Genomic DNA, 22,159 nt, shown 5'->3' on the forward strand with positions numbered 1-22,159 from the left:
TGTGTAACCTTTGGCGGCTGCCCAACTGCCCCATGGGCAGTTGTTGGCCTTGACTTAAATTTTATTTACATAACCATTACTCTTGAGAAGCGGCTTCATCGGTAAACCAATGTTCGCGCGCCTTCATGATCAGGGTCTTGGCGTCTTCCTCAGACTGGCCAGTGATATCGGTGAGCTCGTCTACCGCCAGGTCGGCCAGGTCGTCGAGTGTGTGTACGCCGCCGTCGGCCAACTTGCCGATCAATTCAGGCGTCAGACCTTCCAGGTCACGCAGGTCTTGCGACACTTCTTCCACGCTCTCTTCGTGCGCGATTTCCATGGTCAGCAAAGCGTTCTTGGCACGGTTGCGCAACTCGGTCACGGTTTCTTCGTCGAAGCTTTCGATCTCCAGCATTTCCTGCAGCGGCACATAGGCCACTTCTTCCAGGCTGGTGAAACCTTCGGCAATCAGGATGTCGGCGATCTCTTCGTCCACATCCAGCTTTTCCATGAACAGCTTGCGGCCCTGGTCGGTTTCGCTGGCTTGTTTCTGAGCCGACTCTGCGGCATCCAGAATATTGATGCGCCAACCTGTCAGCTCGGACGCCAAACGTACGTTTTGACCGCCACGGCCAATTGCAATCGCCAGGTTCTCTTCGTCGACCACCACGTCCATCGCGTGGCGCTCTTCGTCCACCACGATGCTGGATACATTGGCCGGAGCCAAGGCGCCAATCACAAACTGGGCAGGGTCTTCGCTCCACAACACGATGTCGACACGTTCGCCGGCCAGCTCATTGGTCACACCGTTCACGCGGGTGCCACGCACGCCGACGCAGGTGCCAATCGGGTCAACGCGCTTGTCGTGCGACAACACGGCAATCTTGGCGCGGCTACCGGCGTCACGGGCGCAGGATTTGATCTCCAGCAGGCCTTGTTCAATTTCAGGTACTTCCTGGCGGAACAACTCGACCATGAATTCAGGGGCCGACCGCGACAACACGATGGGAGCGCCACGCAAGGTCAGGTCCACTTCCATGATCATGGCGCGTACGCGGTCGCCGGTGCGCAGGTTTTCCTTGGGGATCATCTCGCTGCGGCGCAGACGGCCTTCCACGCGGCCGCTCTCCACAATCAGATCACCCTTGTCCATACGTTTGACGGTACCCACAAAGATCTTCTCGCCGCGCGACATAAAGTCGTTCAGCAGCATTTCGCGTTCCGCATCGCGGATCTTTTGCAGAATGACCTGCTTGGCCGCCATGGCACCAATACGGCCAATCGGCACGGAGGGCACGGACTCTTCGATGTGTTCGTCCACCTCGATGTCGGGGATCTGCTCTTTGGCTTCAAACAGCAGGATCTCCTGGTCGGGCAATTGCAGGCCCGCTTCATCGGGGACCACATGCCAGCGGCGGAAGGTTTCGTAGTTGCCACTGTCGCGGTCCAGGGCGACGCGGATATCCACGTCGCCGGGATACAGCTTCTTGGTCGCTTGGGCCAGGGCGGCTTCCACTGCCCCCAACACCACATCACGTTCCACGTTTTTCTCACGTGAAATTGCCTCTACCAGCATCAACAGTTCGCGATTCATGCCATGACTCTCCTGAACACTCGATTTAACCAATACAAAACCTGAAAACCCTGTGGGTGCAGACCCCTAGAAGGCCTGCCACCCTTATTCTTTATTCGCGTCGCCTTCTACGCCAATTTCTGCACCATCCGTACCGCCAGGCCCACCGCGGCCTTTGAAACTGACAATCGGCGCCAGACGCGATTCACGCAATTCATCCAGCGTGAAGCCCAGGGCTTGCAACGGTGGTGGAACACGCTTCTTGCTGACCTTTTGACCGGGCTTGACCGGCGGCGCATCGCTCCAGACGATTTGCCAACCCACGGAGCCATCGGCCCCTACAACTTTTTCCAGCGTTCCGCGGAATTTCTTGCGACTGGCGTGCACCTGCCCGCCAGCAGCAGCACCCATGGGTGCCTTCAGGGTGATGTCGATCACATGGCCGACAAAACGCTCGTAATCCTGTGCATGGCGCAAAGGGCGGTCGATACCGGGCGAGGAGATCTCCAGCCGCTTGTATTCGATACCATCCACTTCCAGCGCAAACTGCAATTGGCGGTTGACCTTTTCGCAGTCTTCAACATTGATAAACTGTTCAACCGGGGCGACACCTTCCTGGGGTTGTGTCCAAGGCAGGTCGATGGTGATGCGCAGCAGGCCTCCGGCGGAGCGTTCAATCTCCACCAAGTCATATCCCAGACCACTTACGGTTTGTTCAACAATGTCCTGCAATGCCACTTGTCATTAACCCGATCAAAAACAATCGCCCAAAAAAAACGGGCGGTAGTTACCCGCCCGTTTGGTCGTGAGCCCGGATTGTACTGCAAAAACGTGTTAAGGGCCTTGATTTGTAAGGGTTATTAAAGCCTGGACCGGGAAACATCGGCGATTGGGTCGTGGGCGAGCACGCCAGTAGCCGCGCGGTGGTTACAAATCCCGTTGTTGTTCGCTGGCATGCGACAATTCTGGATTGAGACATGCACTACACAAGAGGATGAAATGGGATTTTTAGCAGGCAAAAAGTTACTGATTACGGGTGTGTTGTCCAACCGCTCCATTGCATACGGCATCGCCAAGGCCTGCCATGACCAGGGTGCCGAACTGGCCTTCAGTTATGTGGGCGAGCGCTTCAAGGACCGTATCACCGAATTCGCGGCCGACTTCAACTCCAAGCTGATTTTTGATTGCGACGTGGGAGACGATGCGCAGATCGAGAAGCTCTTCGTAGACTTGGCCGTGCACTGGCCCAAATTTGACGGTTTTGTGCACAGCATTGGTTTTGCCCCCCGCGAAGCCATCGCCGGTAACTTTCTGGATGGCCTGACCCGTGAAAACTTTCGCATCGCCCACGACATCAGCGCCTACAGCTTCCCGGCCATGGCCAAGGCTGCTCTGCCCTATCTGAATGACAACGCCTCGCTGCTGACGCTGTCCTATCTTGGCGGTGTGCGCGTGGTGCCCAGCTACAACACCATGGGCCTGGCCAAGGCTTCGCTGGAATCTTCCGTGCGTTACCTGGCCGAGGCTGTTGGCCAACGCGGCATGCGGGTGAACGGCATCAGCGCCGGTGCCATCAAGACACTGGCCGCCAGCGGCATCAAGGACTTTGGCAAACTGCTGGCCATCTCGGCCAACGCAGCACCGATGCGCCGCAACGTGACCATTGATGAAGTGGGCAATGTGGCCGCCTTCCTGCTCAGCGATCTGGCATCCGGCATGACCGCACAGATCACCTATGTGGATTGTGGTGTCAGCCAGGCGGCTGTAGCCGTTATGGACGCGCCTTAAGCCAAATATGCCGCTAGCCCCCGCAAAATAAGCGTGGGCAGCTATAAAAACAATAGCGCCTCCAGGGCGCTATTTTTATGGAGCGTTGGCCGCGGTTACTTCACGCAATCTGCGAAGTAATGCACCGATCCATCCTCGCGCCGCTCCTCCACCAAACCATGGATATCGGTTTCAAATCCGGGGCACTTGGCATTGAATTCGCGTGAGAACTTGAGGTAATCAACAATCTTCTTGTTGAACACTTCGCCCGGAATCAGCAGGGGAATGCCGGGTGGGTACGGCGTCACCAGACCCACGGTGATGCGGCCTTCCAGGTTGTCAATTTCCACCCGCTCGGTCTGGCGCAGCGCAATGTGGGCATAGGCGTCGCTGGGCTTCATGGCCGGCGTCAGGTCGCTCAGATACATGTCGGTGGTCAAACGGGCGATATCGTATTTGGCGTACAGCGCATGCACGTACTGGCACAGGTCGGCCAGACCCATTTGTTCGTACTTGGGGTACTTTTGGCAGAACTCGGGCAGGATGCGCCACATGGGCTGGTTCTTGTCGTAGTCGTCCTTGAACTGTTGCAGCGCCGTCAACATGCTGTTCCAGCGGCCCTTGGTGATGCCGATGGTGAACATGATAAAGAAGCTGTACAGACCGGTCTTCTCGACCACCACGCCGTGTTCTGCCAGGAACTTGGTCACGATGCTGGCCGGAATGCCGGTCTTGGCAAACTTGCCGTTCAAGTCCATGCCGGGTGTCACGATGGTGGACTTGATTGGGTCCAGCATATTGAAACCGGTGGCCATCTTGCCGAAGCCATGCCAGTTCACACCGGCCTTGGCGTTTTTGGATTCACCCTTGATGATCCAGTCGTCCGAGCGGCCAATGCCCTCTTCCGCCAGCTTGTCCGGCCCCCAGACCTTGAACCACCAGTCCTTGCCGTACTCTTCGTCCACCTTGCGCATGGCACGGCGGAAGTCCAGGGCTTCGGCAATACTTTCCTCGACCAGTGCCGTGCCACCGGGTGGCTCCATCATGGCCGCCGCCACATCGCAGCTGGCGATGATGCTGTACTGTGGGCTGGTGCTGGTGTGCATCAAATAGGCTTCGTTGAACAGATGTTTGTCCAGCTTGACAGTTTGCGAGTCTTGCACCAACACCTGACTGGCCTGGCTGATACCGGCCAACAGCTTGTGGATGGAGTGGGTGGCGTACACCATGGCATGTTTGGGCCGCACACGGCGCTTGCCCATGGCATGGTACGAACCGTAAAACGGGTGGAAGGCGGCGTGTGGCAGCCAGGCTTCGTCAAAGTGCAGGTTCTCGACGTAGCCGTCCAACATTTTCTTGATGGTTTCGGTGTTGTACAACACGCCGTCGTAGGTGGACTGGGTAATGGTCAATACCCGCGGCTTGACCGACTTGGCATCTACACCGCGCAGCAAAGGGTTTGCTGCGATCTTTCGCTGGATGGATGCCTGTTCGAACTCCTCCTTGGGGATGGGGCCGATGATGCCGAAGTGGTTGCGCGTGGGCTTCAAAAACACCGGGATCGAACCCGTCATGATGATGGCATGCAGGATGGACTTGTGGCAGTTGCGGTCCACCACCACCACATCACCCGGCGCCACCGTGTGGTGCCAGACCATCTTGTTCGAAGTCGAGGTGCCGTTGGTCACAAAGAAGCAATGGTCGGCGTTGAAGATACGTGCGGCATTGCGCTCGGAGGCGCCCACGGGGCCGTCGTGGTCCAGCAACTGGCCCAGCTCTTCGACCGCGTTGCACACGTCGGCGCGCAGCATGTTTTCACCAAAAAACTGGTGGAACATCTGACCCACGGGACTCTTCAGAAATGCAACACCGCCCGAGTGGCCGGGGCAGTGCCATGAGTAGGAGCCGTCTTCGGCATAGTCCAACAAGGCCTTGAAAAACGGTGGCTGCACACCCTCCAGATAACTCTTGGCCTCGCGCAGGATGTGGCGGGCCACAAACTCGGGCGTGTCCTCAAACATGTGGATGAAGCCATGCAACTCGCGCAGGATGTCGTTGGGAATGTGGCGCGAGGTCTTTGTCTCGCCGTACACATAAATCGGCACATCCAGATTCTTGCGGCGCACCTCTTCGATGAAGTGGCGCAGGTTCAGCACCGCGGGGTCCAGGTCCGGGCCGGGCGTGAACTCTTCGTCGTCTATGGACAGGATGAAGGCACTGGCGCGCGACTGCTGCTGTGCAAATTGAGAGAGATCGCCGTAACTGGTCACGCCCAGCACTTCAAAACCTTCTGTTTCGATTGCCTGGGCCAAGGCGCGGATACCCAATCCTGAGGTGTTCTCAGAGCGAAAATCCTCGTCGATGATGACGATGGGAAAGCGAAATTTCATGGGGGCTCCAGCCGTAGGCGCGAAAAATAAGAAAAACAGGCGCGAAGTGTAAGGACTTATTGTGTCTCGCAGCTTGCACGGCCTGCCTTTTGCCCCAAAATGTGGTGATCGCAACACAAGCAAGGACTGTATGGCCCCATCCACACTCTGGTGGCTGCTCGCTGGTATAGCGGTAGGCATCGAATTGGTGACCGGAACCTTCTACCTGCTGATGCTGGCGATAGGTCTGGCTGCCGCAGCTGTTGCTGCCCACATGGGTGGCAGTTTGGCGGTGCAGATTGTGGTTGCGGCATTGGCATCTGCCGGATCCGTGCTGGGCTTGCGCCATTACCGAAAGAACCAACCTCCCCGTCTGCCCGCCACGGCCAACCGCGATGTGAATATGGATATTGGAGAAACCGTGCAGGTGGAAGCCTGGAACGCGGACGGCACCAGCACCGTCCGGTACCGTGGCTCCAGTTGGGCCGTGGCCAGCGTGTCGGGTGAGCCGTTGACTGCGGGCCCACACCAGGTGGTCGAAGTCGTAGGCAGTCGGCTAGTCGTTAAAAAAATCTGAGCACCTGGCGCCCCGCCCTTTCACTACAGTTGTTTCTTTTAAGGATGCATCATGGAATACGGAGTAATTTTGTTGATCGTGGCCGTGATCTTCGGCTTCAAAGCGATCAAGGTGGTCCCCCAGCAGCATGCTTGGGTGGTCGAGCGACTGGGCAAATACAACGGCACGTTGACACCCGGCTTGAACTTTGTGGTGCCCTTTGTGGACCGCGTGGCCTACAAACATCTGCTGAAGGAAGTGCCGCTGGACATACCCAGCCAGGTCTGCATCACGCGCGACAACACACAGCTGCAGGTGGACGGCATTCTGTACTTCCAAGTGACCGACGCCATGCGGGCCAGTTATGGCTCCAGCAACTACGTGGTGGCCATCTCGCAATTGGCACAGACTTCGCTGCGTTCGGTTATCGGCAAACTGGAACTGGACAAGACCTTTGAAGAGCGCGACATCATCAATGCCCAGGTGGTGCAGGCCATTGACGAGGCGGCGCTGAACTGGGGTGTGAAGGTGCTGCGCTATGAAATCAAGGACCTGACACCGCCCAAGGAAATTTTGCATGCGATGCAACAGCAGATCACCGCGGAACGCGAAAAACGGGCGCTGATCGCCGCATCCGAAGGCCGCCGCCAGGAGCAGATCAACATCGCCACCGGAGAACGCGAGGCCTTTATCGCCCGATCCGAAGGTGAGAAACAGGCGGCCATCAACAATGCCCAGGGCCAGGCCGCTGCCATTCTGGCAGTTGCCGAAGCCAATGCCCAGGCGATTGAACGTGTGGCCGCCGCCATTCGCCAGCCGGGCGGTGAGCAGGCTGTGCAGCTCAAAGTGGCTGAGCAGGCGGTCAATGCTTATTCCAAGGTTGCCGCGGACGCCACAACAACCTTGATCGTGCCCAGCCACATGGCTGAAGTGGCGACCCTGATTGGTTCGGCCATGAAGATGACACAGCTGCCGAAAACCTGAGGCAGCGCCAAATAAAATAGCCCCGTAACGCAATGCGCTACGGGGCTATTCATTTTCTGGCGGAGCAGGCGGGATTCGAACCCGCGGAGGGTTTTACCCCTCGCACGCTTTCCAGGCGTGTGACTTAAACCGCTCATCCACCGCTCCAGAGCCTTCGATTATAAGCAGCCTTTAGGCCAAATTCAGAGCAACGGGACGGAAAGCGCAAAAAAAGACATCAATCCTTGGGCGGATTCAAATTGGCAATAGCCTGTGTGACGGCAACTTGAATAGCGTCCTGCAGATCGCTGCGCATGCGGGGTGCCGCAGCACGCAGGTGCTGCTCAATCACCGTCTGCAAGGATGCGCGCAGTTGCTGCTCCAGCCGCGGCTTGACCAGCTTCAATACCTGTTCGGCCAGTTGCGCCGGGTCAATAGGGGTTGGTGATGGGGCTATGGGTAGTCCCGGTTGGACTACCTCGGTCAGGGTGGGAACAAATCGTGGGACTGGTTTGTTGGCTGCCATCAGTCCGCACGTTTCAAGTTTAAATCGTGGCGCGCAATGGTGTAACCCCGCTCGGTATAGTGCCGCCACCGCTGGCGCGCCAGGTCGCGGTCTGCGGCATCGGTGCTGACGACCTCGATGACCCGTGCGAAGCGCTCAAACCCTGGCGCAACCGTATCGGTCAGGTTGACCAGTACATCTGCCAAGTCAGGCGCCTGCTGGACATCGGTGACCATCACCACCGGAGACCGGCCACGAACCGCGTCCCTAGCGTTGGCCACACAATGCGGAACAAACTCCGTTGGGGATAAAGCCCACAAGTCGGCGTCCAACTGCGCAGCGGTATCGGGCGTTGCCAATACCACCACCTTGGCCCCACTGCCCACTGCCTTGCGCAGCAATCGGCAGGTGTAGGCCATCTTGTCGGGCGCGCCGAAATGAAAGGCCAGTTCGGTCACTTGGTCTGGGCCTGGTCCATCAGGTATTCAACCAGCAGGCCCACGGGTCGGCCAGTCGCCCCTTTGGCGGCACCGCTTTTCCAGGCGGTTCCGGCGATGTCGAGGTGGGCCCAGGCAAACTTTTCGGTGAACCGCTGCAAGAACTTGGCTGCTGCAATGGCGCCGCCGGCCCGTCCGCCCAGGTTGGCGACGTCGGCAAAGTTGGTCTTCAGGCCTTCGGCATATTCTTCGTCCAGCGGCATTCTCCAGCAGCCGTCTTGTGCGGTTTCACCGGCTTTGAACAATGCATTGCCCAGCTCTTCCTTCGCCGCAAACAATCCGCTGCGCACGCCGCCCAGTGCAATCACACAGGCACCCGTCAGGGTGGCGATGTCTACAACGGCGGCCGGCTTGAAGCGCTCCGCATAGGTCAGCGCGTCACACAGGACCAGGCGACCCTCCGCGTCGGTGTTGAGGATCTCAATGGTCTGGCCACTCATGCTGGTCACCACGTCGCCCGGTTTCACGGCACTGCCGCTGACCAGGTTTTCGCAGGCGGCGATCAACCCCACCACATTGATGGCGGGTTTCAGTGCGGCCAGTGAACGGAACACGCCCAACACGCTGGCAGCACCCGACATGTCGTACTTCATCTCGTCCATTTCGGCTGCGGGCTTGATGGAAATACCACCGCAGTCAAAGGTGATGCCCTTGCCGACCAACACGGTGGGTGCCTTGGTCTTGGCTGCACCGTTGTACTTCAAGACGATAAAACGCAGCGGCTGGTCAGAACCCTGGGCTACGGCCATAAAGGCGCCCATGCCCAACTTGGCCACTTCTTTGGGGCCAAGCACATCACAAGTGATTTTGGGATGCTGCGCCAGCTCTTGGGCCGCCTGTGCCAGCAGGGTGGGTGTGGCATGGTTGGCAGGCCGGTTGGCCCATTCCTTGGTCAGCTCTGCGCCCACCACAATACCGGTGGCACGGTTAAAGCTGGCCTGCACTTCTGTGGCATTGGTGGCCGCCACCAGCACCTTGGACAGGGTGCGGCCCTCAGGCTTGGATTTGGTGGTGGTGTAGGCGTAGCTTGCATCGGCCACTGCAGTCACCACTGCGCGCACCGCATCTTCACGCGCAGGTGCTGCAAAACACACCAACAGTTTTTTCAGCGTGCTCGATTTGACCGCAGCCACGGCGGACATGACCGAGCCACGCACATCGCGCGCGGCTCCAGCGCCTATGCCCACCAGGACCACACGCGTGGCATGGGCCTGCACCGGGCGGTACAGGCACAGGGTTTTGCCCGCTTTTGTTTCCAGATCGCCGGCTTTCAGGGTTTGCGCGATCAAGGTCGACAAATCATCTTTGCCGGGCTTGAAATCCTGGGGTACCAGGACAATCAGCGCATCACATTTCTCGGTAGAGACCCCTGTGAGGCCCATAGCTTTCAGTTCAAAGTTCATAATTCAGGTTTTCCTTTGTCTCCATGTTATTCCATTCCTCCATTCGCAAAGAACTCGCGCGCAGTTTTGGTGCCACCCTGGTGGTGCTGATCACCGTGGTGATGACCATGACGCTGATACGCACGCTGGGCGAAGCCGGTCGCGGTGTGTTCAATCCGTCGGATGTGATGATTATCATGGGCTACATCGTGTTGTCCCAGTTGCCTATCATCCTGGCGCTGTGCCTGTTTATCGCGGTGCTCAGTGTCTTGACCCGCATGTTCCGTGACAGTGAAATGGTGATTTGGTTCGGTAGTGGGCGCGGTTTGACCTCGCTGATAAGGCCGCTGTTCCGATTTGCATGGCCCATCCTGATCGTTATTGGAGCGCTGGCCTTTCTGATTCTGCCCTGGGCCGAGGGACGCATTGCAGACATGAAGGACCGCTTTGACAAGCGCGGTGACATTGCCCGCATGGAGCCGGGGCAGTTTCAGGAATCTGCCACTGGCGACCGGGTCTTTTTCATCGAAAAAGATGCCAGCACTACCCAGGCGGGCAGCAATGTGTTTATTGCCACGCAAAAGGACAACAAAGAAACCGTCACGTCGGCACGCAGTGGCCAGCTCAAGGAACTGTATGGCGAAAAGTTCCTGGTTCTTGAGAATGGGCAACGCCTCGAAAAAGTGGCCGGCAAGCCGGAGTTGACCGTGGCGTCCTTTTCGACGTACGGCGTTCAGGTCGACGCGCCCGACCCATCGGCACGCAGTTTTGTGGCGTCGGGCGCCAAGGGCACGATGGAACTTGTGGCCGATCCCAATAAGGCACATTTGGCTGAGCTGTCGTGGCGTGCGGGTCTGGCGCTGGCGGCCATCAATTTTGTGCTGATTGGCCTGGCTGCAGCCGGCGTCAACCCCCGTGTGGGCCGCGCCGCCAACCTGGGATTTGCCTTTGGGGCCTTTATTGTTTACTTCAACCTGCTGATCCTGGGTAAAAGCTGGATAGAGACTAGCCAGGTGCACTTTGGCGTGTATCTGCTCGCATTGCATGGTGGTGCGCTGGCCCTGGCCCTGTTGTGGCTTGCCAAGCGGCACAACAATTGGGTCTTCCAGTTACCCGGTAGAGCCCGCCGCAAACCGTGTGCCGCCAAGGTCGCGCCATGAAAACCATCCGCAGACTTCTTTACGGCGAAGTGATACTGGCCTTCCTGCTGGTCACGCTGGGCTTTGTCGCGCTGTTTTACTTCTTTGATTTTGTGGAAGAGTTGCAAGCGGTCGGCAAATACCGCTCGACCGGCTACACCGTTGCCCAAGCCCTTTTGTATGTGGCGCTGCTGCTGCCCAGCCACCTGTACGAGCTGCTACCCATCACCGTGCTGATTGGCACCATCTTTGTGATGGCCCGCCTGGCCCAAAGCTCGGAGTTCACCATCTTGCGTACCAGCGGCCTGGGGCCTTGGCGGGCCCTGCGTGCGCTGCTGGTGCTGGGCCTGGGTTTTGTGGTGCTGACTTTTGCGGTGGGCGACTATGTGGCCCCGATGGCCGACAAAACCGCGCAACTGCTCAAGTCCCGCTACCAGGGCAAGGTCACCGTGGGCAAGACCGGCGCCTGGCTCAAGGAGCGCCAAGCCTATAGCCACTATGCCGTCAATGTGGGTGCATTGGCGCCAGACGGCAGCATGCGGGATGTACGCATTTTTGAATTTGACAACCAGGGCATCCTGGTCTCCATGACCGAAGGCCAAACCGCCCGGTTCGGCAGGGACGACTCCTGGTTATTGGCGAATGCCGAGCACACCGAGTTCACCAATGCCGACACCAATGCATCCAAAGTGGACCGCAAGGCGCTGGAAAGCTTCCGCTGGCCCACCCAGATCAGCGGAGAAATGGTGGCCACCGCCGTATTGCGGCCAGAGCGCATGGGCACCCTAGACCTGTTCCACTACATGCGGCACCTGGACGCCAATGGCCAGGCCGCGCAAAAGTACGAAATCCAGTTCTGGAAAAAAGTGTTCTATCCCCTGAGCTGCCTGGTCATGGTGGTGCTGGCCCTGCCCTTTGCCTACCTGCATTTCCGATCGGGTAGCGTAGCCACCTATGTATTTGGCGGCGTGATGGCGGGCATCAGTTTTGTGCTGCTGAACAACGTGCTGGGCGACCTGGGCGCGCTGCGCGGCTGGTGGCCGTGGATTACCGCTGCCTTGCCGGGGCTGATTTACTCCATCCTTTCTCTGACCGCTTTCTCCTGGCTGGTCATACGACGATGACACCTGAAGACACCACCAACCAGCGCGGCATCGTTCTGTTTGCCCACGGCTCACGCGACCCGCTGTGGCACAAGCCCATAGAGGCAGTGGCCACGCATATCGCCACCCTCGCGCCCCAGACACCCGTGGTCTGCGCCTACCTGGAGCTCAGCACACCTGACCTGGCGACTGCGACCCGGGCACTGGTGGAACGCGGCGTGCAGGCCATCACCATACTGCCCATGTTTCTGGGCGTGGGCAAACACGCACGTGAGGACCTGCCCGAATTGGTTGCAGCGCTGCGGGCCAGCTACCCGGATGCACACATCACACTCAAGCCGGCGGTAGGTGAAGATGCACGCCTGGTGCAATTGATGGCACAAATAGCCCTGGACGGCCTGTAGAAAGCCTTTAATCCGGCATAATGAATCTCTTCTTTAGTAGAGATTTGATATGAACCTGCACCAGTTTCGTTTTGTCCAGGAAGCCGTACGCCGCAACCTCAACCTGACGGAAGCCGCCAAAGCCCTGCACACCTCGCAGCCGGGTGTCTCCAAAGCCATCATCGAGCTGGAAGAAGAACTGGGCATAGAAATTTTCGCCCGCCACGGCAAACGCCTCAAACGTGTGACCGAGCCGGGTCAACACGTGCTCAAAAGCATAGACCTGATCCTGCGCGAAATTGGCAACCTCAAGCGTATTGGCGAGCAGTACAGCGCCGAAGACAGCGGCACCCTGTCCATTGCCACCACCCACACCCAGGCCCGTTATGTGTTGCCGGAAAAAGTGGCCGCCCTGCGCACCGCCTACCCCAAGGTCAACATCAGCCTGCACCAGGGTTCACCCGACCAGGTGGCACGTATGCTGATTGACGAAGTGGCCGAAATCGGCATCGCCACCGAATCCCTGGCCGACTACAGTGAACTGGTTACCCTGCCCTGCTACGAATGGCAACACATGCTGGTGCTGCCCACCGACCACCCGCTGGCCCGTAAAGACCGCATCACCCTAGAAGACGTGGCGTTGGAGCCGCTGATTACCTACCACCCGTCCTTCACCGGCCGCACCAAGATCGACCAGGCCTTTGCCACCCGCAAGCTCACCCCCCGCATCGCACTGGAAGCCATTGACTCAGACGTGATCAAGACCTACGTGCGCCTGGGCCTGGGCGTAGGCATCGCAGCCGAGATGGCCGTGCGTGACGTCATCGAAGACGGTGGCAAGAGTGGCCTGGTTGTGCGCCCCGCCGGTAGTCTGTTTGGCCAGAACGTGGCGCGTGTCGCCTTCAAGCGCAGCGCTTATCTACGCAACTTTGTGTTCACCTTTGCCGAGCTGCTGAGCGACCGCTTGGACCGCAAGCTCATCGCCCGCGCGATGGATGGGCATACCGAGAACTACGACTACTGATGACTCCTACCCTCATCTCCCGCCTGCCCAATGTAGGCACCACCATTTTCAGCGTCATGTCGGCACTGGCCGCCCAGCACAAGGCTGTCAACCTGGGCCAGGGCTTTCCGGACTTTGCCTGCGACCCCGCACTGGTGAACCACGTGACCCATGCCATGCAGGCCGACCACAACCAGTACCCGCCCATGCCGGGTGTGCCGCAGTTCCGCGAGGCCATTGCCAGCAAAATTGAAGCGCTCTATGGCCACACCTACCGGGCTGCTGACGAGATCACCATCACCGCCGGCGCCACGCAGGCCATCATCACCGCCATTTTGGCCATCGTGCACCCAGGTGACGAGGTCATCGTGCTGGAGCCTTGTTACGACAGTTATGTGCCCAATATCGAACTTGCCGGTGGCACGGCAGTGCGTGTACCGTTGACGCCCGGCACCTTCCGCCCCAACTTTGACGCCATAGCCGCGGCCATCACGCCCAAGACCCGCGCCATCATTGTCAACAGCCCGCACAACCCCAGTGCCACGGTGTGGACGCGGTCGGACATGCTGCGCCTGCAGGAAATTTTGGCCCCGACCAGCGTGCTGCTGATCAGCGATGAAGTTTATGAACACATGGTGTTTGATGGCGCACCGCATGAAAGCGCGGCCCGTTATCCCGGCCTGGCAGAACGCGCGTTTATCGTTTCCAGCTTTGGCAAGACCTACCACGTGACCGGCTGGAAAGTGGGTTACGTGGCCGCACCTGCGGCGCTGATGGCCGAGTTCCGCAAGGTGCACCAGTTCAATGTGTTTACGGTCAACACACCGGTGCAATATGGCCTGGCCGCTTATATGGCCGACCCGGCACCGTACCGAGACCTTCCCGCCTTCTACCAGCGTAAACGCGACCTGTTTCGCGCCGGTCTGGCCAGTACGCGGCTGCGCCTGTTGCCGTCTGAGGGCAGCTACTTTCAGTGTGTGGATATCTCGCAGGTGAGCGACTTGGGTGAGGCAGACTTCTGCCAATGGCTGACCGCCGAGATGGGCGTGGCTGCCATTCCGCTGTCGGCCTTTTACGGCAATGGTTTTGACCAGCGCGTGGTGCGATTTTGTTTTGCCAAACAGGATGCCACGCTGCACGCTGCGCTGGACCGGCTCAAATCGCTTTAAGCCAAATTGGCCTCTAGCCCCCGTAAAATATGGTTAAGTTGCTATCTATACGATAGCAATTCTCCACCAACATGGTAGCAGGCTGCGGTAGCGGTGCTCCCGGTAACGCTCATCCAGCAGCAGCACGGCGCCAGTATCTGTCTGCGTGCGTATCACCCGACCGGCCGCCTGAACCACCTTTTGCATGCCGGGGTACACATAGGTGTAGTCATGGCCGCGGCCGAACAGGGCCTGCATTCGTTCACAAATGGCGTGGTTCACCGCATCAAACTGCGGCAAACCCAGTGTGGCGATGAAGGCGCCTATGAGCCGTTTGCCCGGCAGGTCCACCCCCTCGCCAAACACACCGCCCAGCACCGCAAAACCAATGCCCTGGCCCCGCATATCAAACTGCCGCAGGAAGGTGTGGCGGGCGGCCTCATGCATCTGGCGCTGTTGGGCCCAGACCGGCACATCGGGGTGCCGTGCCTGCAGCCGCGCCAGGGCTAACTCCAGGTAGTCGAAGCTGCTGAAAAACGCCAGGTAGTTACCCCGCTGCTGGGCGTATTGCGCGGCCATCACATCCACCAGTGCATCCAATGTCAGCAAACGGTCGTCGCGCCGGGTGGACAAGCTGTAAACGCTGACGGCCAGTTGTGCGGGGTCAAACGGGCATGGCACGTCGATGGACTGCGTGCTGTCGGGCAGGCCCAGCAGATTGGTGTAGTAGTCGGCGGGGTTAAGCGTGGCCGAGAACAGCACCAGGGAGTCGGCCGCATCCACCCGGGGCCGGACGAAGTGGGCGGGCACGATGTTGCGCAGTGTCAGGCTGGCCGCGTCGTTCTCTTGCAGCGTGTCGCCGGATGTGGACAGGCTCAGCTCGCACAACGAGTGTTCACCAAACTCTTCGGCCAGCGTGGCAAAGGCCAGGGTCTTGAAGAAAAACGACAACCAGGCGCCCTGGGCCTCTGCCGAGTGGTCATTCAGGTATTCACCCACCACGCTGTTGAAGCGCTGCAGGCTGCGCAACCAGGCATCCGGCACCTCTTTGAGCAGACGCCAGGGCTGTACCGGTTCGCTCCGTTGGGCTTGCATCTCCAGCAGATCCCATTGGTTCAGTACATCGTCTGCAGGCCTGCGCAGCACACTCGGCAGCTCGGGGCGCACGGCTGCAGTCTCGGCCCGTGTCAGGTCCGCGCTGTACATGCTGCAGGCACGGCTGTACAGGTTGTGCGCCTCGTCCACCAGCACACTGACGCGCCAGGCGTTGAGCTGGGTCAGGCCGTAGAGCATGGCGCTGCGGTCAAAGTAGTAGTTGTAGTCGCCCACCACCACATCGACCCAACGCACCATCTCCTGGCCCAAGTAGTAGGGGCAGACCGCATGCTCCAACGCCACGGTACGCAGGCCCTGCTGGTCCAGCCAGCCTTGTGCGGCGGCGGCGCGCCGTGCCTGGGGAAGCCGGTCATAAAAGCCCTGGGCCAGGGGGCAGGACTGGCCGTGGCAGGCCTTGTCCTTGTGTTCGCAGGATTTGTCCTTGGCCACCAGCTCCAGCACCCGCAGCGCCAGCCCGTTGTTGGCGCTGCGCACGGTGTGCAAGGCCTCCAGCGCCACGCCGCGCCCCGGAGTTTTGGCGGTCAGAAAAAACAGCTTGTCGATGCCACGCTCGGGCATGGCGCGCAGCGCGGGGAACACCGTGCCAATGGTCTTGCCAATGCCCGTGGGCGCCTGGGCCAGCAGGGTGCGGGACTGCACGCAGTTCTTGTACACCGCACCGGCCAGGTCCCGCTGGCCGGGCCGGAACGGCAGCTGTGGAAACTCCAGTGTCTGTAGCGCGTCATCGCGGCTGCGCCGGTGGGCCAGTTCACTCTGCGCCCACGCCATGAAACGTGCGCACAAAGCATCAAAAAATGACTGCAGGTCGGCAGCGGTCCAGTCTTCGTTGCTGGGGTGTTCGGTCTGGTCCACCACATCAAAGTAGACCAGACTCAGTGTGAGGCGGGGCAGCGCGCGGCTGTTGCACATCAGCCAGCCATACACCTTGAGCTGGGCCCAGTGCAGGGCGCGGTGGTTGGGGGCTATGGCTGACAAGGCACCGCGAAAGGTCTTGACCTCTTCCAGCACATGGGTGGTGGGGTCGTATCCATCGGCGCGGCCGCTGATACGCAGCGGGGCGTCCGTCTGCGCACCGCCAGTGCCGATATAGGTGCCTGAAAGTGTTACCTCTGCCTCATGCCCGGGCGCCCTGCGGCTGGCCACCAGTTGATGCCCTTCCCTGCCCTGCTGCGCGGTGGGGGATGGCGTAAAGCGCAAATCCAGGTCGCCCAGCTTGGCCGCAAACTCGCACAGGTTGCGCACCGAGACGCTGTAACCAGCTTCCGTGTTCATGGCACCGCATCGGCGGGCGGTTCGGTAGGCGGCTCGGGCGCCACTTGCTCCAGCAGCATGGACTGGTCTGGCCCGTCTGAGCCCAGATCAGCATGCGCACGCAAGGGCGTGGCTTTGGCCAGCACCATCCACAGTGCAAATGGCAGGTCCGCCACCGCACGTTTGGGTGCATTGCGCAGCACCTCCAGCCGTTCGTTTTGCAGCACCATCACGCCGCACTCCAGCGGAATCTCGTCAGCCTCTGCAATGGGCTGGCCCTTTCGGTTGCAGCCCAGCACGTACCAGCACTGGCCGCCGGCGTCCAGGTAACTGTCGCGTTTGTCCTTGGATTTGAGGTCACCCAGCAGGTCGGCCCGGCTGACCTTGATCTCGTGTACCACCGGCTCCAGATAAGCCGCCACCGAGGTGTTGCGGATGGAGAACACATCGGGCATGCAGACTTTCCACCGCGTTTTCTCTTCGGGCGCTGCTGGCAGCCGTGCACGGATGCTCAGGTCTGTCCAGACGATGCGGCCATCGCGCAGCATCTGCTGCGCCACACGCTCCACCAGCAGCTCATGCGCAGAGCGGGCCTGCCGGTTGGTGTGAAAGGCCTCGGCCAGAAATGTAATGCCGGCGTCGGTGAGCCGCACCTTGTCGTGCCCGCTGGGCTCTGCCACGCGCTTCAACAGGCCTGCTGCGAGTAGTTCCACCTCCACACTGTCCTGGCTGGGCCAACCGGCCGAGCGGTAGACATCGCGCAGCCGCCGGGCGTGGGTGCGGCTCAAGGCGATGGTGTTGATGACGGTGGTGCGGGGCATGCAGATCGTACGAGTACAGACAAAGCAATACTGTACAAGAAAACAGTACTCTGAAACCAGAATAACTGGTGCTTATCCGTTGCTGCAGCGCACGCCCATTGTCACCAGGCTCCCGAAACCGCTTGGTTCGTCTATTTGGCCTTGGTTGCGAGCGGCGTTGTAGGAGGAGGCGCAGGTGGTTTACCGCTGGCTTTGGCCCTGGCAGCTGCCGCGGCTGCGGCGGCCGCATTTGCCTTGGCGGTTGCCGCGGCGGCGGTGGCTTGTGCATTCGCGGCCGCCGTCTTGGCTGCCGCGGCGGCGGCGGCCTTGGAGGCATCTGTTTTTGCGGCTGCTTCAGCTTTGGCCGCTGCCGCCGCTGCGACGTCGGCATTGCCTGCGGCAGCTGCCGCGTCAGCCTTAGCCGCAGCGGCAGCTGACTCCTTGGAGGCGGCGTCTGCTTGTCTTGCGCCGGCCGCTGCACGAAGCAGCGCTTCTGCCTCTTCCTGCGTCAGGGCGCGGTCAGCAGAATCGGTGGGTTTTACAGGCTCAGGCGCCGATGCCTTGTTTGCACTGCGCGCGGCAGCCACAGCGTCGGCTGCTGCTTGTACCCGCGCGTTGGCGGCTGCATTCTCTGCCGCCCAATCCCGCACAGGGCCATCGGATATGCGCCCTTTCTGAATAGGCACTACGACTTCCTTGGCGTCGTTAGTCGGGCACGGTTTCTCGGAATAACTCGTCTTCCCATCTGCTGTAGTGCACTTGAACACTTCAGCAAATACCTGCGGCGTTGAGAACACGAGCGGCGCAAGCAGGAGCCAGGTGGCGGGTGTGGTTGTGCGCATGATTTTGTGAACTCCCTTAGCTTTTAGAAATGGCGGTGCAACGATTGGCGGATCGTTTGTAAAGGGCAATTATGCGGCCTTCAATTGCGGTCTGGTATCCCCATGCGGCCAATACGACTTCGCCGCAACCTGAACGGTCGTTTGTTCCCCATACCATTACTTCTGCGATAAAACTATCTATTTGATAGCAACAAACATCCATTGGACGGGGGCTGCGAGCCGTATTTATCTATACAACCGGTCAAAGGCAGATCTATTGCCTGTAGGCCGCAAGTCACCAAGCCGCTTTTTGCAACGACTTGTAAGCCGGGATAGGCCGCGCCATGTCCTTTTGATCCCACACACCGTTTTCCATTGGACTTTGTGGTCCTACTGACTAATATTGCCGAGAGCCTTTTTCGAAGATGTATCTCACATTAGAGAGGTGATGCCATGAAGAAGCTGCTGGCGGTCGTTCTGTGCTTGCTGTCTGTCCCTTCCTGGGGCAGTCTGACGGTGAATATCACGCAAACAGCTGCCACGGCGGACCCGCCCGGCACCTTCTACACCATGTCGATTCCTGCGGTGGACCAGATGAAGGCCGCAGCGCCCGCCGGGCAGCGGGTGTATGTGTTTGTCGGTGTGATGCGTGCTGAGACCGCTGGCAAGATTCCGGTCGATATGCTGAGCCTCAACACCATGGACCCCCATGCGGTCGGCGCGGTTTCTGGCTACGGCGTCACGGCGACTACCTATCACTTTGACCCGAACGCGTTCACCAGTGCGCCGGTCAATGTATCCAACCCCAACAGCACGGCCGGGCTGTCGATCGCGACCGACCAAAGCACATTCACGACCACCAATGTTTCCACCCTGCTGGCGGGCATGCAGGCAGGCGACGCCATCTGGGTGGTGGCCGGAACGGGCGCCAACGCCACGGACGCGCTGGCCAATGGCCTGCTGAGTGGCAACACTGCGGAGGTGTTCAAGAAGCAGTTGCTGCTGAATGCCGCACCCAATCTGCTGTCCGCCGGACATACCGTTGGATCAACCGGCTGTCCGCAAGCCATGGGCACCGTCAATGTGACCAGCCTGCTGGCCGCGGGGCAGGTGTTGAATGTGAGTGCCACCAGCTCCAACCCGGTTTTCAGGTTTGCCAACAACACGAATGCATCCACATTCACGGTGGCAGCGGGCACGTCCACGCCGGTTGCGGTCACGTTTGACTGCACCATGAATCCTCCGCAAACCGGCTCCATCACTTTCATCGGCAGCACCGCGGGCGTGGGACATTCGCACACCGTCTCGGTCACCGTGACACTAGCCCGGAACTAAAAAGAAAAAAGGGCCAACACCTCACGGTGTTGGCCCAATCGGTTAGTGCAAACCTAATCTATCTCATCTTAGAAACGTTTCCAGAACTTGGCGAAGTACGACGCGCCGTTCAAGCCAAACTGCACACTGTCATAGATAAAGCCGTTGTCGGTCTCGTTGGCGTCCTGCTTGGTCGGCTTGACGTTCAGGATGTTGTTGCCGCCAACGGTCAGCTTGGTGTTTTTGTCAAAGCTGTAGGTAACGGCCAGGTCGGCCGATGTCTTGGGCTCGTAGTAGGCATTGGGCACGCCGTTTTCGGTACCCGAGAAGGTGCCTAGGGTCTGGCTGCCAAAGTGGATGATCTTCAGGTTGGTTTCCCACTGGCCTTGGCTGTAGTCAAAGCCCAGCGTGGCCTTGGTGCGGGGGCCACCCTGTTCGATGAACAGGCGCTCGCGCTCCGACAGCAACACCGACTCGTATCCCTTCAATGACGCGGGCGCGTGCACGCTGACCACCTCGGTCTGGCTCAGGTTCAGCGCCAGGAAGGTGTTCAGCTTGCCGCCACCAAGGTCGGCCTTGTTGGACACCGTGAGGTCCAGGCCCTTGGTCTTGGTATCGATGGAGTTCACAAAGAACTGGGCCTGGCCCACGCCCAGCGCGGCCAGTGTGGCGCCCAGAGCCGGGAAGTTGTCGGCGTCAAACCGTCCCGACAAACCAATGCGGTCGGTGATGTCGATCTGGTAAACGTCGGCCGTGACCGATGTGGTCTTGCTCGGTGTCAGCGTAAAGCCCAGCGTGAAGTTCTTGGAGTTTTCTTCCTTGAGCTTGGGGATGCCCGCCGCATTGGCAATGGTGCCGCCGTTGGGGGCCAACACCACGTCTTGCGCCTGGCCGCTGATGAAGTCGGTGAAGGTAGACGAGAAGTAGACCTGTTGCAGCGAAGGTGCGCGGAAGCCTGAGCTGACCGAGCTGCGGAACAACAGCTGCTCGCTGGCCTTGAAGCTGGCCGCCAGCTTGCCGGTGGTGGTGTTGCCAAAGTCGCTGTACTGCTCGGTGCGCACGGCCGTCTGCACCTTGAAGCGATCCGTCACGTCGGTTTCGATGTCGGCATACAGGGCCGTGCTGTCGCGGTTGCGGTTGGTGGCATCGGCGGGCATGAAGCCGGGGAAGCCTTGGCTACCGGCGTTGCCGCCGAAGCCCACGCCGTCGGCGTCAACATACGAGCCGGCCTCACCAGCGTAGATCTGGTAGTTTTCACGGCGGTATTCGGCGCCGAAGGCCACGTTGGAGCCACCCAGAAATCCGTCAAAAAACTTGCTGAAGTCCAGGTTGGTGGTGGCCTGCGAAAACAGGAAACCACCGGCCTGGAACACGCTGGCACTGCGGCCGGCGCCGCCCGCCAGCAAGTCCTGGTTGGCAATCGACGCATTGATGGTGTTGGAGATGCGGTAACGCATCTCGTTGGAGCCATAAGTTTGGGACAGGTCGGCCGTCCACTCGCCGATCTGCCATTTGTGGCCGATGATGGCCGTGCGGTCGGTGATGTCGCCATTGATAAACGGCACAAAACCGCCGGGGTACATGGCGGCCGAGTTGCGGCTCGGAATGTCGTCCGAGCCCACACCGCCGCGCGCAAAAGCGGCAGACGATGCGTCGCGGTTCTGTGCACCCAGCGTGAAATACAGCTTGCCAGTGCCGCTGGTGGGCAACTCGCCATTCAGGAATAGCGTGGCGTTTTTGGATTGGGTGTCACCAATGATGCGGGGGTTGTCTGGCTCGGCGCGGTTGGAGCGGCCGCGGTCCGAATACTCGGCGGTGATGCCCAAGACGCCGTTTTCACCAATACCAAAGCCGCAGTAGGCCGATGGCAGGTAGTTCTTGCCGTCACCCACCGAATACTGGCTGTAGCCCAGGATGGCTTCGCAGCCTTTGCTCTTTTTCAGCGTGATGTTCATCACGCCGGCAATGGCGTCCGAACCGTATTGGGCGGCAGCGCCGTCGCGCAGGATCTGCACGTTGTCGATGGCCAGTGTGGGGATGGCGTTCAGGTCGGTGCCGGTGTTGCCGCGGTTGCGGGCACCAAACAGGTTGACCAAGGCCGTGGTGTGGCGGCGTTTGCCGTTCACCAGCACCAGGGTCTGGTCCGAACCCAGGCCACGCAGGGCTGCGGAGTCGATCAGGTCGGCGCCGTCCGCACCGGTCTGGCGGGTGGAGTTGAAAGACGGCGAAAGGTACTGCAGCGATTGGGACAGGTCAAACTGACCGCCCTGCTCTGAAGTTTTGGACAAGGGGATGAAGTCGATGGGCACCGGGGTGTCCGTGGCCGAGGCGTTGGCACGGCGCGAGCCAATGACAGTCACACTCTCCAGGCCGGAGGCCGCCGCAGCGCCCGTGGTCTGGGCGACCGCCATGGAGACAGGGGTCAGTGTGGCGACGGCCGCCGCGCCATAAAGTCCAAGGGTAAATGCTTTGCGCAAAACTGTCATAGCT

19 protein-coding genes, 1 tRNA gene and 1 pseudogene are annotated in these 22,159 nt (G+C 59.8%); 9 read left to right on the plus strand and 12 right to left on the minus strand.

Annotated elements, in window-relative coordinates; genetic code table 11:
- Nucleotides 1–76 precede the first annotated feature (76 nt).
- The gene (nusA, locus tag HZ993_RS02410) at nt 77–1,573 is read right to left on the minus strand and encodes a transcription termination factor NusA (protein ID WP_209395689.1); all 1,497 of its coding nucleotides are present in this window, start codon (nt 1,571–1,573) and stop codon (nt 77–79) included.
- Nucleotides 1,574–1,657: 84 nt separating this feature from the next.
- Nucleotides 1,658–2,290 carry a ribosome maturation factor RimP gene (gene rimP, locus HZ993_RS02415; RefSeq protein ID WP_209395690.1) on the minus strand — a complete coding sequence of 211 codons (633 nt, stop codon included), beginning with the start codon at nt 2,288–2,290 and terminating at the stop codon, nt 1,658–1,660.
- A 261-nt stretch (nt 2,291–2,551) separates the two neighbouring features.
- On the opposite strand from rimP, the gene fabI reads away from it, so the two are divergent.
- Nucleotides 2,552–3,340, plus strand: coding sequence for an enoyl-ACP reductase FabI (fabI, locus tag HZ993_RS02420; protein WP_209395691.1), 789 nt, complete (start codon nt 2,552–2,554; stop codon nt 3,338–3,340).
- A 95-nt stretch (nt 3,341–3,435) separates the two neighbouring features.
- Here the strand turns inward: fabI and HZ993_RS02425 are convergent, their stop codons facing one another.
- The gene (locus HZ993_RS02425; RefSeq protein ID WP_209395692.1) at nt 3,436–5,709 is read right to left on the minus strand and encodes an arginine/lysine/ornithine decarboxylase; all 2,274 of its coding nucleotides are present in this window, start codon (nt 5,707–5,709) and stop codon (nt 3,436–3,438) included.
- Nucleotides 5,710–5,839: 130 nt separating this feature from the next.
- Here HZ993_RS02425 and HZ993_RS02430 point away from each other — a divergent pair, with 130 nt between their 5' ends.
- Nucleotides 5,840–6,265, plus strand: coding sequence for an NfeD family protein (locus tag HZ993_RS02430; RefSeq protein WP_209395693.1), 426 nt, complete (start codon nt 5,840–5,842; stop codon nt 6,263–6,265).
- Nucleotides 6,266–6,316: 51 nt separating this feature from the next.
- Nucleotides 6,317–7,228: an SPFH domain-containing protein gene (locus tag HZ993_RS02435; protein ID WP_209395694.1), complete on the plus strand. Its 912-nt coding sequence runs from the start codon at nt 6,317–6,319 to the stop codon at nt 7,226–7,228.
- 57 nt (nt 7,229–7,285) lie between these two features.
- Here HZ993_RS02435 and HZ993_RS02440 read toward each other — a convergent pair.
- The 4 genes from HZ993_RS02440 to HZ993_RS02455 form a co-directional block, all read right to left on the minus strand.
- Nucleotides 7,286–7,375 (minus strand) — tRNA-Ser (locus HZ993_RS02440).
- A 70-nt stretch (nt 7,376–7,445) separates the two neighbouring features.
- A complete protein-coding gene (locus HZ993_RS02445; protein WP_209395695.1) occupies nt 7,446–7,733 on the minus strand; it encodes a hypothetical protein in 288 nt (95 codons plus the stop codon).
- A complete protein-coding gene (locus HZ993_RS02450) occupies nt 7,733–8,170 on the minus strand; it encodes a DNA polymerase III subunit chi (RefSeq protein ID WP_209395696.1) in 438 nt (145 codons plus the stop codon). Before HZ993_RS02450 ends, HZ993_RS02445 begins: the two co-directional genes overlap by 1 nt.
- Complete coding sequence (locus HZ993_RS02455) at nt 8,167–9,612, minus strand: leucyl aminopeptidase (protein ID WP_209395697.1); 1,446 nt, start codon at nt 9,610–9,612, stop codon at nt 8,167–8,169. Before HZ993_RS02455 ends, HZ993_RS02450 begins: the two co-directional genes overlap by 4 nt.
- Before the next feature lie 23 nt (nt 9,613–9,635).
- Between HZ993_RS02455 and lptF the strand changes: the two genes are divergently transcribed.
- From lptF to HZ993_RS02480, 5 genes are read left to right on the plus strand one after another with little or no spacing between them, the layout of a single operon-like run.
- Entirely contained in the window at nt 9,636–10,751 is a 1,116-nt protein-coding gene (gene lptF, locus HZ993_RS02460; RefSeq protein ID WP_209395698.1) for an LPS export ABC transporter permease LptF, read from the plus strand.
- On the plus strand, nt 10,748–11,854 hold the full coding sequence (gene lptG, locus HZ993_RS02465) for an LPS export ABC transporter permease LptG (protein ID WP_209395699.1): 1,107 nt from the start codon (nt 10,748–10,750) through the stop codon (nt 11,852–11,854). Before lptF ends, lptG begins: the two co-directional genes overlap by 4 nt.
- Entirely contained in the window at nt 11,851–12,237 is a 387-nt protein-coding gene (locus HZ993_RS02470; protein WP_209395700.1) for a sirohydrochlorin chelatase, read from the plus strand. The genes lptG and HZ993_RS02470 overlap by 4 nt, the downstream gene beginning before the upstream one ends.
- Nucleotides 12,238–12,286: 49 nt before the next feature.
- Nucleotides 12,287–13,240, plus strand: coding sequence for a CysB family HTH-type transcriptional regulator (locus HZ993_RS02475; RefSeq protein ID WP_209395701.1), 954 nt, complete (start codon nt 12,287–12,289; stop codon nt 13,238–13,240).
- Entirely contained in the window at nt 13,240–14,388 is a 1,149-nt protein-coding gene (locus tag HZ993_RS02480) for a pyridoxal phosphate-dependent aminotransferase (protein WP_209395702.1), read from the plus strand. Before HZ993_RS02475 ends, HZ993_RS02480 begins: the two co-directional genes overlap by 1 nt.
- Nucleotides 14,389–14,433: 45 nt before the next feature.
- Here HZ993_RS02480 and HZ993_RS02485 read toward each other — a convergent pair whose 3' ends face one another.
- The 4 genes and pseudogenes from HZ993_RS02485 to HZ993_RS24925 form a co-directional block, all read right to left on the minus strand.
- Complete coding sequence (locus tag HZ993_RS02485; protein WP_209395703.1) at nt 14,434–16,755, minus strand: ATP-dependent DNA helicase; 2,322 nt, start codon at nt 16,753–16,755, stop codon at nt 14,434–14,436.
- Nucleotides 16,752–17,555 (minus strand): hypothetical protein, encoded by an 804-nt coding sequence (locus tag HZ993_RS02490; protein WP_209395704.1) that lies wholly within the window; start codon nt 17,553–17,555, stop codon nt 16,752–16,754. Before HZ993_RS02490 ends, HZ993_RS02485 begins: the two co-directional genes overlap by 4 nt.
- Before the next feature lie 131 nt (nt 17,556–17,686).
- Complete coding sequence (locus tag HZ993_RS02495; RefSeq protein WP_209395705.1) at nt 17,687–18,220, minus strand: hypothetical protein; 534 nt, start codon at nt 18,218–18,220, stop codon at nt 17,687–17,689.
- Nucleotides 18,221–18,232: 12 nt separating this feature from the next.
- A pseudogene (locus HZ993_RS24925) lies at nt 18,233–18,376 on the minus strand (DUF4124 domain-containing protein); the annotation flags it as partial.
- Between the two features lie 432 nt (nt 18,377–18,808).
- On the opposite strand from HZ993_RS24925, the gene HZ993_RS02500 reads away from it, so the two are divergent.
- Nucleotides 18,809–19,690, plus strand: a complete 882-nt coding sequence (locus HZ993_RS02500) for a hypothetical protein (protein WP_209395706.1) — start codon at nt 18,809–18,811, stop codon at nt 19,688–19,690.
- A 68-nt stretch (nt 19,691–19,758) separates the two neighbouring features.
- Here HZ993_RS02500 and HZ993_RS02505 read toward each other — a convergent pair whose 3' ends face one another.
- The gene (locus tag HZ993_RS02505; protein ID WP_209395707.1) at nt 19,759–22,155 is read right to left on the minus strand and encodes a TonB-dependent siderophore receptor; all 2,397 of its coding nucleotides are present in this window, start codon (nt 22,153–22,155) and stop codon (nt 19,759–19,761) included.
- Nucleotides 22,156–22,159 lie beyond the last annotated feature (4 nt).

This window comes from Rhodoferax sp. AJA081-3 (assembly GCF_017798165.1).
GTDB lineage: Bacteria > Pseudomonadota > Gammaproteobacteria > Burkholderiales > Burkholderiaceae_C > Allorhodoferax.